This window comes from Sporanaerobium hydrogeniformans (assembly GCF_002735925.1).
Lineage (GTDB): Bacteria > Bacillota > Clostridia > Lachnospirales > Cellulosilyticaceae > Sporanaerobium > Sporanaerobium hydrogeniformans.
The window spans coordinates 489,304-502,363 of sequence record NZ_PEDL01000001.1 but is presented as its reverse complement, the minus strand read 5'-3'; the positions used below and the strand labels follow the sequence as shown (position 1 = coordinate 502,363).

General features: G+C 32.6%; 16 protein-coding genes. 5 read left to right on the top strand and 11 right to left on the bottom strand.

Annotated elements, in window-relative coordinates:
- The 10 genes from pilM to CS063_RS02325 form a co-directional block, all read right to left on the bottom strand.
- A complete protein-coding gene (gene pilM, locus CS063_RS02370) occupies window positions 1-1,023 on the bottom strand; it encodes a type IV pilus assembly protein PilM (RefSeq protein ID WP_099448110.1) in 1,023 nt (340 codons plus the stop codon).
- 35 nt (window positions 1,024-1,058) lie between these two features.
- Complete coding sequence (locus CS063_RS02365; protein WP_099448109.1) at window positions 1,059-1,604, bottom strand: prepilin-type N-terminal cleavage/methylation domain-containing protein; 546 nt, start codon at window positions 1,602-1,604, stop codon at window positions 1,059-1,061.
- Between the two features lie 16 nt (window positions 1,605-1,620).
- A complete protein-coding gene (locus tag CS063_RS02360) occupies window positions 1,621-2,121 on the bottom strand; it encodes a pilus assembly FimT family protein (RefSeq protein WP_099448108.1) in 501 nt (166 codons plus the stop codon).
- 17 nt (window positions 2,122-2,138) lie between these two features.
- Window positions 2,139-2,435, bottom strand: a complete 297-nt coding sequence (locus CS063_RS02355) for a prepilin peptidase (RefSeq protein WP_099448107.1) — start codon at window positions 2,433-2,435, stop codon at window positions 2,139-2,141.
- Window positions 2,389-2,916, bottom strand: coding sequence for a prepilin peptidase (locus CS063_RS02350; RefSeq protein ID WP_099448106.1), 528 nt, complete (start codon window positions 2,914-2,916; stop codon window positions 2,389-2,391). Before CS063_RS02350 ends, CS063_RS02355 begins: the two co-directional genes overlap by 47 nt.
- Window positions 2,917-2,981: 65 nt before the next feature.
- Window positions 2,982-3,458 carry a type II secretion system protein gene (locus tag CS063_RS02345; RefSeq protein WP_308415406.1) on the bottom strand — a complete coding sequence of 159 codons (477 nt, stop codon included), beginning with the start codon at window positions 3,456-3,458 and terminating at the stop codon, window positions 2,982-2,984.
- Between the two features lie 53 nt (window positions 3,459-3,511).
- Window positions 3,512-4,726, bottom strand: a complete 1,215-nt coding sequence (locus CS063_RS02340; RefSeq protein ID WP_099448104.1) for a type II secretion system F family protein — start codon at window positions 4,724-4,726, stop codon at window positions 3,512-3,514.
- Window positions 4,727-4,751: 25 nt separating this feature from the next.
- Window positions 4,752-5,819, bottom strand: coding sequence for a type IV pilus twitching motility protein PilT (locus CS063_RS02335; RefSeq protein WP_099448103.1), 1,068 nt, complete (start codon window positions 5,817-5,819; stop codon window positions 4,752-4,754).
- Between the two features lie 15 nt (window positions 5,820-5,834).
- Window positions 5,835-7,508: a GspE/PulE family protein gene (locus CS063_RS02330; protein WP_099448102.1), complete on the bottom strand. Its 1,674-nt coding sequence runs from the start codon at window positions 7,506-7,508 to the stop codon at window positions 5,835-5,837.
- 336 nt (window positions 7,509-7,844) lie between these two features.
- Window positions 7,845-8,795 (bottom strand): glycosyltransferase family 2 protein, encoded by a 951-nt coding sequence (locus CS063_RS02325; RefSeq protein ID WP_099448101.1) that lies wholly within the window; start codon window positions 8,793-8,795, stop codon window positions 7,845-7,847.
- A 155-nt stretch (window positions 8,796-8,950) separates the two neighbouring features.
- Here CS063_RS02325 and CS063_RS02320 point away from each other — a divergent pair, with 155 nt between their 5' ends.
- Complete coding sequence (locus CS063_RS02320) at window positions 8,951-9,436, top strand: hypothetical protein (protein ID WP_099448100.1); 486 nt, start codon at window positions 8,951-8,953, stop codon at window positions 9,434-9,436.
- 178 nt (window positions 9,437-9,614) lie between these two features.
- On the opposite strand, the gene CS063_RS02315 is transcribed toward CS063_RS02320, so the two are convergent.
- Window positions 9,615-10,190 carry a hypothetical protein gene (locus tag CS063_RS02315; RefSeq protein ID WP_099448099.1) on the bottom strand — a complete coding sequence of 192 codons (576 nt, stop codon included), beginning with the start codon at window positions 10,188-10,190 and terminating at the stop codon, window positions 9,615-9,617.
- 167 nt (window positions 10,191-10,357) lie between these two features.
- On the opposite strand from CS063_RS02315, the gene CS063_RS02310 reads away from it, so the two are divergent.
- The 4 genes from CS063_RS02310 (at window position 10,358) to CS063_RS02295 (ending at window position 12,846) form a co-directional block, all read left to right on the top strand.
- Window positions 10,358-10,657 carry a hypothetical protein gene (locus CS063_RS02310; RefSeq protein ID WP_099448098.1) on the top strand — a complete coding sequence of 100 codons (300 nt, stop codon included), beginning with the start codon at window positions 10,358-10,360 and terminating at the stop codon, window positions 10,655-10,657.
- Window positions 10,658-10,975: 318 nt separating this feature from the next.
- Window positions 10,976-11,176 carry a ferritin family protein gene (locus tag CS063_RS02305; RefSeq protein ID WP_099448097.1) on the top strand — a complete coding sequence of 67 codons (201 nt, stop codon included), beginning with the start codon at window positions 10,976-10,978 and terminating at the stop codon, window positions 11,174-11,176.
- A 345-nt stretch (window positions 11,177-11,521) separates the two neighbouring features.
- Complete coding sequence (locus CS063_RS02300; RefSeq protein WP_099448096.1) at window positions 11,522-11,980, top strand: ferritin-like domain-containing protein; 459 nt, start codon at window positions 11,522-11,524, stop codon at window positions 11,978-11,980.
- 236 nt (window positions 11,981-12,216) lie between these two features.
- Entirely contained in the window at window positions 12,217-12,846 is a 630-nt protein-coding gene (locus tag CS063_RS02295) for a DUF3267 domain-containing protein (protein ID WP_099448095.1), read from the top strand.
- The last annotated feature ends 214 nt before the right edge of the window (window positions 12,847-13,060 follow it).

Sequence of the window (13,060 nt, the reverse complement as noted above, 5' to 3'; positions counted from 1 at the left end):
CTATAAACTATTAAGTGCTCCTAATAAATTCACAAAAAATACTCTTGAACTTGCAAAATCAATATCTGGACTTTCAATAACTGTACTGAATTCCTTAACCACTTGAGTAGGAATATTAAGAGTTTCTTTAATATAACGCCTTAATCCTTTAATACGTGTTCCTCCACCAATTAAGTAAACCTTTTTAATCGGTCTATTTTCAAAACGTGAATAGTAAAACTGTAAAATACGTTCAAGTTCAGCAATAATACTGTATTCAATTTGAGGCTTAATAAGTTCTTCGATATATAAGTCATATTCTTTTTTACTTTCTTGATCCATAGTGGATGCATCTAAGCGAATAAATGAACTATTGATCGTTTCATTGATAACCTCCATTCCAAATTCAATCATACGTGTTAGTACAGCTTGCCCACTTGCAATAATAGTAGCTGTTGTAGACTTACCTCCTATATCTAAAATAAGAACATCTTCTTCCGTATCATGTACCATACGGTTACTCATGCCAAATACCTTTGCAAGTGCTTCAGAAGGAATTGTCATGGAAATAGGCTCAAGCTTTAGATTTTCTATCATATCCATCATCGGTAATATAACACTATTGGGTGCCGCTACTAAAAGAACCTCCATCTTTGTTTGTCCTTCTTCCTCCCATTCACGTACCACTTTAAAGTCAATTTGATAGTGTCCTTGCTCGATTGGCAAATATTCCTCTGGTTTGATAGCTAGAAGCTCTCTCACTAACTTTTCAGGTTTTTTATCCATCACTACATGACGAATAATTGTCCCATTATTTTGTATTACCACTACCACTTTTTTTGCTTTAAACCTCTGCAACGCTTTCTCTTCTCGAATCATTTGACAAATGGCTTCTCTATCTGTAATTATTCCATTCTCCATGGCTTCTTTAGGGATCTCTAGGAGTGCAAATTTTTCAACCTTTAAAGTTGCTGCTTTTTTTGTTACCTCTAATAATTTAATAGTGTGATTTCCTAATTCAATCCCCATTATTCTCTTTGCCATATGGTCACCCCCTATTCTTTTTTACTTTATATTTGCTACTCCTTATAATAGAGATTTTCAGTAAATGTACTCTCCATTCGTTGACTTTTATAATTTTGGTTCTTTTTATATATCTTACACTGGAAACTTATCAGCTGACTATCTGTAGCTTTTCGAACAATAATATCTTCTATCTGATTGGATACTAAAGCTGTTCTTCCCCCTGAATTGTAACTTAACTTATAGCGAGCTCCCTCTGTCGTTGCATTAGCTTCTAGCTTTAAAGTCCTAAGCCCCATTCCTGCGGAAGTAGTCATTATTTGTTTTAATGTGCTTCCCGTTACCCCTTCCATATTACCTCTTGTAATAACCGTTGTATCCATTAAATGAATCGCAACTTCATCTGCCTCTCGTATTTCTCTACGAATAAAGTCACTCACTACCCTTGCTTCATTTATATTGGTTGCCTTATGATCAAAGTAAACATAACCTGCATAGGTTTTAGCGAAAAAATCAAATAATCCCTCAAGGAGTAAAGTAAATAAAAGTAATGCTAAAACAGCTTCTAACAGAGAAAAACCCTTTTGATTTCTTGTCTTCACCTTTCTCCCCCCTCTCTTACTTGATTTCAAATTGACCTGTTAGACCATTCATCTTTAGTTCTGTCTGGGCCTTGTTATAACTAATATTTATTGTAAGCTCTAATACTTCAGTATCTAATGTGTCCCTTATCTTACCTTCTGGGTCAAATTTTACCATAAGAGTGGGTGCCACTAAGGAAGCTGTTGAAGTCTGCATAATAATTTTCATCTGAGAAGATCCCCCCTCATTTTGAGACACTTCTCTTCCTGTTATATCTATATTAGCTGGTGATAGCTGATAGCAGTCATAATTTCCACCTATTACTGATTGCGTTAATAAGACTTCTCCTGTTGTGGCAGATAAAATACATTGGGCACGCTGGGTAGTTAAATCAAGTGCCATCTCTTTAGCTAATTTATTGGTCTGTTGTTTATAAATCATTTGCATATTGGGAAGTGCTGCTATACCTAGGAGACCAATAAGGGCCAATATTACTGCTATTTCTAAAAGAGAAAAACCGTTTTCTTTCCACTTCATACACTCACTCCCTATACCTAAAACCCCCTTAATTGACCGTACCAATCTAAAATAGGATATCCATATAAAATAGCAATAAGTGCGGCTCCATTAATAAAGGGGGCAAAAGGATACGCCTCACTTTTCTTATTTTTAAAGAATAAAATAATTCCATAAAAAGCCGCTAACACGGAGGCTAAAAATAAAGTCAAAAAAAGGAGGTCAATGGATACGTAAAGCCCAATAAGTGCCATAAGGCGTACATCTCCAAAACCTAGGCATTCCTTTTTATAAAACCATTTCCCAACAAAAAAGAGAACAAAAAAAAAGTCCAAACCCTACTAAAGCGCCTAATAGAGGAGCCCATAAATACGCTGTATTTTGATACCGTGCTGCTTGTAAACCTCTAAAAATGCTCCCTAAAACGCATCCAAAAACAAGGATAGGTGTAGGTAAAAGCATATATTCCCAATCAATGAGCGTCAAAACAATAAGGATGCTTATAAAGAGCATATAAAGAGGCAACTCTAAGCTCCAACCAAAAGTATGGAAAAGTAAAGCATACAGTAAACCTGTTCCCCCTTCTACTAAGGCATAGTAAGGTGAAATTTTCTCCTTACAATACCTGCACTTGCCATTTAAACAGCAATAACTCACTATAGGGATAAGATCATATGTACTTAAGGCATGACCACAATGCGTGCAGTGAGAACCAGGATAAATAAGACTTTCTCCTTTAGGAAGGCGATAAATACATACATTCAAAAAACTCCCTATCACTAAACCTAGAATAAAAAATAAAATGCTATTTAACATAAACTAACTCCTTTTAAAGAAAGCAGATATTCCACAGAATATCTGCCTTACCATATTTATACCTACTATTTAAGCCAACCTTGATCTTTATTCTTTGCTGAATCATTATATTTATCTAATAACTTATTAGGTATTTCTAAGAATAAATGATTACCATCATATCCAATACCTGCATTACTTACTTGTAAGTTTTGTTGTGTTGTATCCATATAACCAGCATCATGCAAAGCCTTGATAATACCAGTACTATCTGTTAACAAATTAGATGAAGTAGCAGTTTTACTAGGTGTTGCTCCTAGTCCTTCACCTTTAGTAATAAGATTGCTACCTGTTCCAATTTTATCTGTATCTAAATCTATAAAGTATACATCCATTGCACGTTGAACTGTTTTAATTGTGGTAATATCCCCTGTTATTTTTGCATTGTTACGCATATTTATAAAGCTTGGTACCAGTACTGCTCCTAAAATACCCATAATCGCTAATACAATGATTAATTCGATCATGGTAAAACCTCCTTGATTATGTTTCCTATTCTCCACTATAATCACTCCTTTAATTTTAATAGATTTATGTAAATCCAATTAGGAATTTACTACATCATTGCTGTTGCCATAGTAAAGGTGGGTAAAATAACAGCTAGCATAATCCCTCCTACTACAAAGGCAATAAGCACGGTTAAGGCAGGTTCAATAAGTACCATGAGGCTATCTATGGTCGTTTGTACCTCTTCATTAAAATAATTGCCTATCTTAACCATCATTTCATCTAAAGCCCCTGTTTCTTCCCCTACATGAATCATACTAAACATAATAGCAGGATAAATCCTACTTCCCTTTAAGGCTCTATGAAGGGTACTTCCATGTTTTAACTCCTCAATTGCTTGATCTATTTCTTCCCAGGCTACTGCATGATTCATAACCTTTTTTACAATTTCCATAGCTTGAAGCATGGGTAGTCCTGATGCAACTAACATCGCTAGTGTTTTAGCAAAAGTAGCCGATAATGCCTTTTTATTTAAGTCACCAAAAAGTGGCAATTTAAGCGAGAGTTCATCTACAAACTTTCGTCCCGTTTCAATTTTTTTGATATTTATAATCCCTATGACAAGACCAACGGTCATAATACCTAAAATCCAGCCATTAGCTACCATAAAATGGCTTACCTTCATCATGATTTGGGTAGGTAAGGGTAGCTCCACACCTGTTGACTCAAACATTTCCACAAAGGCTGGAATAACCTTTACCATCATGATAATAACAACTGCAATAACAATCATCAAAGTCAGTGCTGGATAGGTAAGTGCTTTCTTTAATTTACGCGCTGTCCCTAACTGTGTATCAAAATGTTCTACCACTTGATGAAGTACCACATCTAAATTACCGGAAACTTCTCCACACTCTATCATACTAACTAATATATCAGGAAAAATACCTTCTTTTTTACAAGCTTCTGATAAAGTTATTCCCTTATTCACTTCTTCATGGATATTTATGAGATTCTTTTTAAAAGACCTATTGGTTGCTTGTTGGATGCAAATTTCAAGAGCACGACCAATACTAATCCCCGCTTGAATCATAGCGGCAAATTGCTTACAAAAGAAGGTAATATCACTCATTTTAACTCTTGTCTTAAAAATACCTATCTCACTTAGATCACTATTTAGGACGTTCTTCTTACGTATAGAAATAGGATAAAAATATTTATCTGACAAAAACTTTTTAACCAATTGCTCGTTTTCTAACTCTAATTCTCCTCTTATAATTTTATTATTGATAATATCTTTTGCTTTATATAAGTAAACAGCCAAAAAACGCCCTCCTTTCCTTCCTTGTTTATCGGCGTTCTAATAAACGCTTGAGTTCATCTTTGATTTGCGCATACTGATTTGCTGTTTCTAGCGAAATCCTACCTTCTTTATAGAGTTTAGCAATGGAGCTATCCATGGTTACCATACCACTTAAACCACCTGTTTGAATCTGAGAATAAATCTGATGGGTTTTACCCTCACGAATAAGATTAGTGATAGCTGGGTTATTAATCATAATTTCTAAGGCAACACAACGTCCCTTTACATCATAACGTGGTAGAAGTTGCTGAGATAGAACGCCTTTTAAAATATTAGCCAATTGCACTTTAATTTGTTGTTGCTGGTGAGGTGGAAATACATCAATGATGCGATCAATGGTCTGTGGCGCTCCAATGGTATGTAAAGTGCTGAGTACTAAATGTCCTGTTTCAGCTGCTGTAATAGCTGTTGAAATTGTCTCTTGATCACGCATTTCCCCTACTAATATCACATCTGGATCCTCTCGTAGTGCAGCTCTTAAAGCTTCTCCATAGCTTCTACTATCAATACCAATTTCTCTTTGATTAACAATACTATTTTTATGCTTATGCAGATATTCTATAGGATCTTCTAAAGTTAGCACATGACACTTCTTACTATCATTAATATAATTAATCATAGTTGCTAAAGTAGTCGACTTACCACTTCCTGTTGGCCCTGTTACTAAAATCAAACCACGTGCATTATCAGCAAGTGATTTTAAAATAGGAGTAGGAAGCCCTAATGCCTCCATAGTAGGAATATGAATCCCTACTGTTCTTAAAGCCGCTGCATAAGTACCACGTTGTTTAAAAACATTGACACGGTATCTGCCAAGCTGAGGCACTGCAAATGAAAAATCTACCTCACCTTTTTCTAAAAACCTCTCATAAATCGATTTATCCTTTTTTAAAAGTTGCTCTACAATTTCCTTTGAATCCTCAGGTCCTAAAGATGGCAAGCTTAGGGGTTGTAAATCCCCATTAATACGTACCATGGGTGGTATCCCTGTGGTAATGTGAAGGTCTGACGCTTTTTTTTCATTCGTTAATTCTAATAATTTATTAATATCCATTACCGACCCCTTATCTTATTGTTCATAAGCTATACGCAGCATTTCTTGTAACGTTGTATGACCTTCTAAAACATTATAATATGCATTATCCCATAAGGTACGCATCCCTCGTTTTATACACTCTATTTTAAGTTCTTCATTACTTAAATGATTAGCTGCAATGAATCCTTCTAATATACTGTCTACGAGCATAATCTCATGAATGGCAATTCGCCCCTTATAGCCTGTATAATGACACATACTACATCCTCTTGGGGCATAGACTACTGTCCCCTTTGGTACCTTATAAATGAGTTCATCTGCTGAAGTAACTGTATATTTTTGTTTACAATTCGGACAGACTTTGCGCACTAATCGCTGAGAAATAACTCCCTTTAAAGCAGCTCCTACCATAAAAGGTTCTGTTCCCATATCAATAAGCCGTGCTATGCTACTTGGTGCATCATTCGTATGTAAGGTACTGAGTACCAAATGTCCTGTTATAGCAGCGCGTATAGCAATACTACTGGTTTCACTATCACGCATTTCTCCTACCATAATAATATCTGGGTCTTGTCGTAGTATAGCTCTTAAAGAATTAGCAAAAGTTAACCCAATTTTACTATTAATAGAAACTTGATTAATTCCCTCTATCATATTTTCTACAGGATCTTCAACTGTAATGATATTCACATTGTTTTTGTTGAGTTCCTTAAGGGCGGCTACCAAGGTTGTAGACTTTCCACTTCCTGTGGGGCCTGTTGCTAAGATAATACCATGTGGGTTTTTTAGCATATTTTTCACTTTTTCTAAATCCTGTGGATGAAGGCCCAACTCTGTTAAACTAAAGGTACGACCTGTTCGATACATCAAACGAATAACTGTTTTCTCACCATAAATAGTTGGTAAAATACTTACTCTACAATCTACTTGCTGGCCTTCTACCACCCGTGACATACGTCCATCTTGCGGAAGGCGCCTCTCAGCAATATCTAAACCTGAAAGAATTTTTATACGCGCTGTAATCCCATTTAAGGTTTCTTTTTTAGTACGTGTCAGTTCTTGAAGTTGCCCATCAATACGGTATCTGACACGCACATAGCTTTCAAAAGGCTCAATATGAATATCAGAGGCTTCTTTTAAAATAGAACGCTGCAAAATGTTATTTACAAGCTGTACCATAGGTGCATTTTCTTCTGTTTCTTCTTCTACTTGCTTATTGACATCTTCTTGAATTTGCTTTTCTAGTTCAAATACAATGTTTTTTGTTTTATTAGATGCATAGATTTGATTAAGCAAATCATTTATTTCCTTCTCAGCAGCCAAAATAGGCACAATCTCCATCTTAGTTGAAATCTTAAGGTCATCCAATGCAAACATATCTAGTGGATCTTTCATGGCTACCTTCAGCTTATCTCCTTCATACCCCACAGCTACAACAACATATCTTCTTGCAATACTTTCAGGTACCTTTGATGCAATGGTATAATCAATGGTGTACTTTTCAAGATCCATATGAGGTATGCCTAGTTGAAACTCTAAAGCCCCCATTAGATCCTTTTCGGTAAGAAGCCCTGACTCAGTAATCACTTCTCCTATACGCTTTCCTGTACGTTTCTGTTCCTTTATAACCCAATCTAATTGTTCCTTAGAAATCATACCTGTTTCATAAAGTAAATCACCTAACTTTTTTCGCTCTACTTTTTTCATAAGTTCTCCTAAGTAAATAGTTTTGTTGGTTATTTTGTTTATATTAATTATACTACTTGTTTCTGATTATTTTCAATAATATTAAATTTATTATAAAATATATTATTATTTAAATTTTTACATAATAATATATAAATTTATTATTTTATTTTTTTAAAAATAGAAAATTTAGTTTTAATGTAATTTTATATTTTTAAAATTAATATATTAAAAATTATTTATATAGGAGAGCCATTCAATATATAATAAGTCACTTTATAAAAAAGAGTAGTAGAGAGAATGTTATTTAAAAACATCCTATCTACTACTCCTTCTTTATATGTTTTTTATTTTTTATTACTCATCTTGCCTTTCAATATTATACGTTTTATCTACAATGTACAAAGGCCTGCCTTTACTTTCGTCATACATCCTCCCAATATATTCTCCTAGTATCCCTATAGATACTAACTGTACTCCCCCTAAAAAGGTAATGACTACCATCAAAGAAGTCCATCCTCTAACTGTAGAAATACCTGTAGAAAGATACGCTACCAAAGAGTAAATTAGCACTCCCAGTGAAACAAGAACAGCTAGCAAGCCAATATTAATAATAAGCTTAAGAGGTTTAGCGGAAAAAGAAAAAATCCCATCCAATGCAAAATGAATCATCTTTTTCAGTGGGTATTTAGTTTCTCCTGCAAAACGAGCTTCTCTTTCATATACAAGAGGTATTTGACGAAAGCCTGTCCAAGCTACTAACCCTCTTAAAAAACGATTATGTTCCGGTAAAGCTTTAATAACTTCTGCTACTTTACGGTCAATTAACCTGAAATCACCTGTATCAACAGGAATCTCTACTTCCGTTAACCAACCTAATAAGCGATAAAAAATTTTAGCTGTTGTTAGTTTAAACCAAGTCTCACCTTTACGTCTTTTTCGCTTACCATATACCACTTCATTTCCTTGTTTCCATAGATTGAGCATTTGTGGAATAAGTTCAGGAGGGTCCTGTAAATCTGCATCGATAATAACAAGTGCTTCACCTTTAGCATATGCAATCCCACAAGATACTGCTGCTTGATGACCAAAATTTCTAGAAAAACTAATAACCTTTACATGTCTATCTTGCTTTGCTTTTTCTAAAAGAAGTGTTAGGGTAGCATCCTTACTTCCATCATTTATGAATAAAAGCTCATAGTCATAAGTAGTTTCTTTACTCATTACCTGTGTTAAGCGTGTATAACATATCTCTACTATTTTTTCTTCAAAATACATCGGTACAATTACCGAGATAAGCGGCTTCATAGCGATCTGTCCCCTTTTATTTTATTTAGGTAAATCTTACCCATTATTTAAATATTTCATTTTTTTCCTTATATTATACCATCAGTTCCCTATATTTTCATTGTGTCTATATATTTTCTTTTAAATTGCCTCATAATAAGCAGGAGGTGAATACTATGTTTTCAAAACTTAAAACTTATTTCTTTATATTACTTTCCTTTAGCTTTATAGCCTGCACATCTACTAAGGCAAGTTCCATGCCTAACCAAAGTGTAATCGAGGGTTATTTAAACGATTTAATAACTATCCAAAATCAAATTTTTACACTTGGTGAAAAAGTTGCTTTTCCAGATGATACGTTATCTTCTCAGAATCTTCAGCCTGAATTCAATTATATTAGTAATTCACTACAAAGTATTAGTGGTAAATTAATCAGTGAGCTTGCTTCTAATAAAAACAGCCTGGCTCAGTCTGAGCAAATTAGACTTCTTTTAACTGCTAGTAACTATGCTCAAAATTCATTAGATGAACTAAAGTCCTTCTCTGTCAAACAAAGTGCTCTAGAGAAATTTTCTACTTTAGAACGTTATTTTGGTTTTAGAGTATATGCTAACAATACACTTAACTTTGTTTCTAATTTCCTTTCTACCTTAGGTAAATAATCCTATTCTTTATTTAAGTGCTTAATGGCTTAACTTAATAAACTCAACCGTACTATACGTAGGATTACTTTTTAAAAACAAAATTTCTTTCTAAAAAAGAGCCGGATTTCTCCAGCTCTAAAAACTATCTTTGATTTAAGAACACTTGAAATACTTTAAACAAGACCTACCAAATAAATCATTTTACTATAATAGTACAGGGAACTGAAGACAATGGCTTACATACACACTGGTCTTCATAAATTAACCGAAGCCTTGGTTGCATTCCTTGTATTTTATATCTATTTGATGCATAAATAATAAGAGGGGCATTTTCATTTCCATACAATAATACCCCTTTATTTTCTATTTTCTCTTCAATCCAAGTTTTAACAATATGTGTAATGTCTATTTCTGTATAACTACAGCAATATTCATCTTGAAAGGTTACTATTTGATTAGAGTCGATGAATGTTGGAGAACAATTACAGCTATAAATACTAAAGAAATTTAATAAGGCGCCTACACTATATCTTACACATTGTTTTTTCAAGTTAATATCATTTTGTTTAACCTGTGGTAGTTTAAAAAGGATAATCCTAGCTTCTTTTAGACTTCTAATATAGGCATACGGTGGTAAATCAAAAAATAAATAAACCAAATAACGTCTGTGATAATCTTTACCTAACAATAGCCTTTCAGCATCATTATCATTATAGCAGCACTCTTCTGTTATATAAATTGATTCTTGACATTTCAAATCCATTAAACTCATCTTATCTCCCCTTTCCCTTATATCATATACATTCTTTCTACTTCTTGATTACCCTTTATTTATTGTTTTAAGATTTTTTGAACATCCTATCGTATACCGCATATATTGTATTAGAAAGTATCCTTTTTAAACCTTCAAAAATAAATCATTTGAAAGGAGGCTTATTTATGGCAATTAACGTTACTGTTACTGACGCACAAGCATTAGATGCAAATACTCCTAATACATTCTTTGATATTACTTTTACTAACACTAATGAATTTGACTATGCCGAGAATTCAAATATTTATTTTTATGCACTCCTTACTGACTCAACATCAGCTACCACAACTGTTACCTTCACACTTCCTAAAACTACTGCTGGTACCATAGCTGCAAACACCTCAACTTCTTTTACCTTCGAAAATACTGCAAATTTAGTTCCTACCGTTACAGCTTCTCAGGGAAGAATATTATATGTCGCATAGTAACTATCCATCTTAAAAAACTATATATGCTCAAAATTTTCAGAGGAATTATTTACTTTATATGATTTTTATTCCTTTATTCATTTTACAACATTGATTTTATAGACAGTTGCTTAAGCAACTGTTTTTTTTATATCTAGAATAAAACAACTCTAATTATCATTCCTATCACTGGAACTAATAATTAGTTAAATTGAAGCTACACTAAAATTCCTTTTATTTCAATTAAAATAACCTATCTTAAATAATATATGAATATTTCTTATATCTAAGCGAAAATACTATCTATATTACTCTAATGAAAAGGAGATTTTATTAATGAACAAAACACAAACTACCACATATGATAAATTGATGAGGGCTTGGGAAAATTCAAAAGAACTTGTTAGAGATTTCCAAACTTATTCAAATGAAATGGATGACCATGAACTTAAACAAGTTTTCAAACAATTTGCAGAAGACGAGGGAATGCATGCAACAAAATTAAGAGAGATTATTTCATCCTATCAAGATAAGTAATTTATAGGTAAAATTCTTTAATAAATTATACCTACTGCTTGTGAAGATATTTTCTTTTTATAGCCTTTTATTAATTAACATCTTCATATATAGGATACATTAGAAAAGGACTTTAAAGAAATAAAAGAACGAAAGTTTGGAAAATATAATTCTAAAGATATTTTTATACAAGTATCTCCTATTATGAAATTATTAGGTATATGCTTTAAGCCAATTTACAATTAAATATCAATATGTAAAATGGCTCCTAATACTAAGAGCTATTCGATTGAAGGCAAAAGACATACATCTATTTTAAATTTATGAATAAAATAGAATAAACCATTCTTAATAAGGAGATAAAAAATGAATCAAAATTTTAGAAGATATCGCAAAGATATACTTACAACTTATAAAACATTAGAGCAAGCACTTAAACTGATTTATAATGCTGTCCAAGGCGAGAAAGAAGATGAGCTTTTTTATAGCTACCTTATTTCTGTAGCTCCTACACAAGCTGAAAAAGACATTATTACTTCTATTCGTGATGATGAAAAAAAGCATAATCAGATGTTTAGAGAAATTTATAAATTTTTTACAGGTCAAGATATATCTGTCTCCCAAGATGTTAATTTTGAGAAACCCTCTTCTTATAAACAAGGATTAAAAGATGCTTTATTTGGAGAGCTATCAGCTGTAGAACGTTATCGTGATATTCGTGCTGGACTTCCTATAGAGTACTATAGGGATATGGTTTTTGAAATTTTAACAGATGAACTTAAACATGCTGATAAATATAATTATTTGTTAAATCTTAATGGATAATCTACCTATAACATGTTTTATCTGATATAATTAAAGATAAAATTGATAGATATCCTTTTACTTCTTAATTATAATTTGAATTAATATTAAATATATATTATTTAGAGGGAGTAGGTCAGTATACTTACTCTCTTATTTTCTTGTCTTAATAAAAATTATTTTGCTAATCGAATCTATTCTTTTTATTATGCTAAACTCTAATATGCAATATTTGAATTTAAGGATGTGTATATACTATGAAATATGTGAGAAAGTTGCCTGCAACAGATAGACAATTAAGTAATCAGCTAATCGAAAATGGATGGAAAAAAATAAAAGAACCTCGAAATTTTAGCTTAGCTGTATTATTTTCTCTGCCATTCTCTTATTTGCTAGGTAGTATTATTTTATGGCTTGCTTATTTACTTAAACCAACGCTATTTGAATTTTTGATATCTGATGTGCTGTCTATATCATTTAGTATTGATTTTAAAATGCTACTCTATATCCTATTCGTTTTTGTTTATATGCTCATTCATGAGTTGATACATGCAGTATTTATACCAAATTTTACAAAATCTAAAAAAATCTTTTTTGGTTTAAATGGATTATTTGGTTTTGTATTTACAACAGAGCCTATTAAGAAAGAGCGATTCCTTGTTATTTCTATCATGCCATTTTTTTTGTTATCACTAGTACCTGTATTTTTATTGAATTTACTTGGCTTTCTCAACTGGTATACATTAGGGCTCTGCCTCATTAATGCTGTAGGCTCATGTGTGGATTTTTTAAATATGTTTCTAATTGCTTTTCAAGTTAAAAGTGGACATACTATTATTAATAACGGTTTTGAAACATACTATTATCCCATGCAAAACATAACCTAAAAGTATAGACTCATAAAACATTCAAAGTTTCGTTGCATAGATTATTGCTTTGTATATCTCCTTCAAAACTATTATACTCTTAATAAAATACCTACCAAGAGTATAATGGTTTTTATTCCTTAATATATTGGGATACTCCAGTATACACCTCTTCTTAAAGATTCCATTGGAATTTAAAAAAAGTTAGCCACGTCATGAGTATTTTACTCCAAAT

Bases quoted from the DNA above. Each gene is read 5' to 3' on its own strand.
- CS063_RS02330 (WP_099448102.1), bottom strand. From the start codon at position 7,508: ATGAAAAAAGTAGAGCGAAAAAAGTTAGGTGATTTACTTTATGAAACA.
- CS063_RS02325 (WP_099448101.1), bottom strand. From the start codon at position 8,795: ATGAAGCCGCTTATCTCGGTAATTGTACCGATGTATTTTGAAGAAAAA.
- CS063_RS02360 (WP_099448108.1), bottom strand. From the start codon at position 2,121: ATGAAGTGGAAAGAAAACGGTTTTTCTCTTTTAGAAATAGCAGTAATA.
- CS063_RS02315 (WP_099448099.1), bottom strand. From the start codon at position 10,190: ATGAGTTTAATGGATTTGAAATGTCAAGAATCAATTTATATAACAGAA.
- CS063_RS02305 (WP_099448097.1), top strand. From the start codon at position 10,976: ATGAACAAAACACAAACTACCACATATGATAAATTGATGAGGGCTTGG.
- CS063_RS02350 (WP_099448106.1), bottom strand. From the start codon at position 2,916: ATGTTAAATAGCATTTTATTTTTTATTCTAGGTTTAGTGATAGGGAGT.
- pilM (WP_099448110.1), bottom strand. From the start codon at position 1,023: ATGGCAAAGAGAATAATGGGGATTGAATTAGGAAATCACACTATTAAA.
- CS063_RS02310 (WP_099448098.1), top strand. From the start codon at position 10,358: ATGGCAATTAACGTTACTGTTACTGACGCACAAGCATTAGATGCAAAT.
- CS063_RS02295 (WP_099448095.1), top strand. From the start codon at position 12,217: ATGAAATATGTGAGAAAGTTGCCTGCAACAGATAGACAATTAAGTAAT.
- CS063_RS02335 (WP_099448103.1), bottom strand. From the start codon at position 5,819: ATGGATATTAATAAATTATTAGAATTAACGAATGAAAAAAAAGCGTCA.
- CS063_RS02300 (WP_099448096.1), top strand. From the start codon at position 11,522: ATGAATCAAAATTTTAGAAGATATCGCAAAGATATACTTACAACTTAT.
- CS063_RS02320 (WP_099448100.1), top strand. From the start codon at position 8,951: ATGTTTTCAAAACTTAAAACTTATTTCTTTATATTACTTTCCTTTAGC.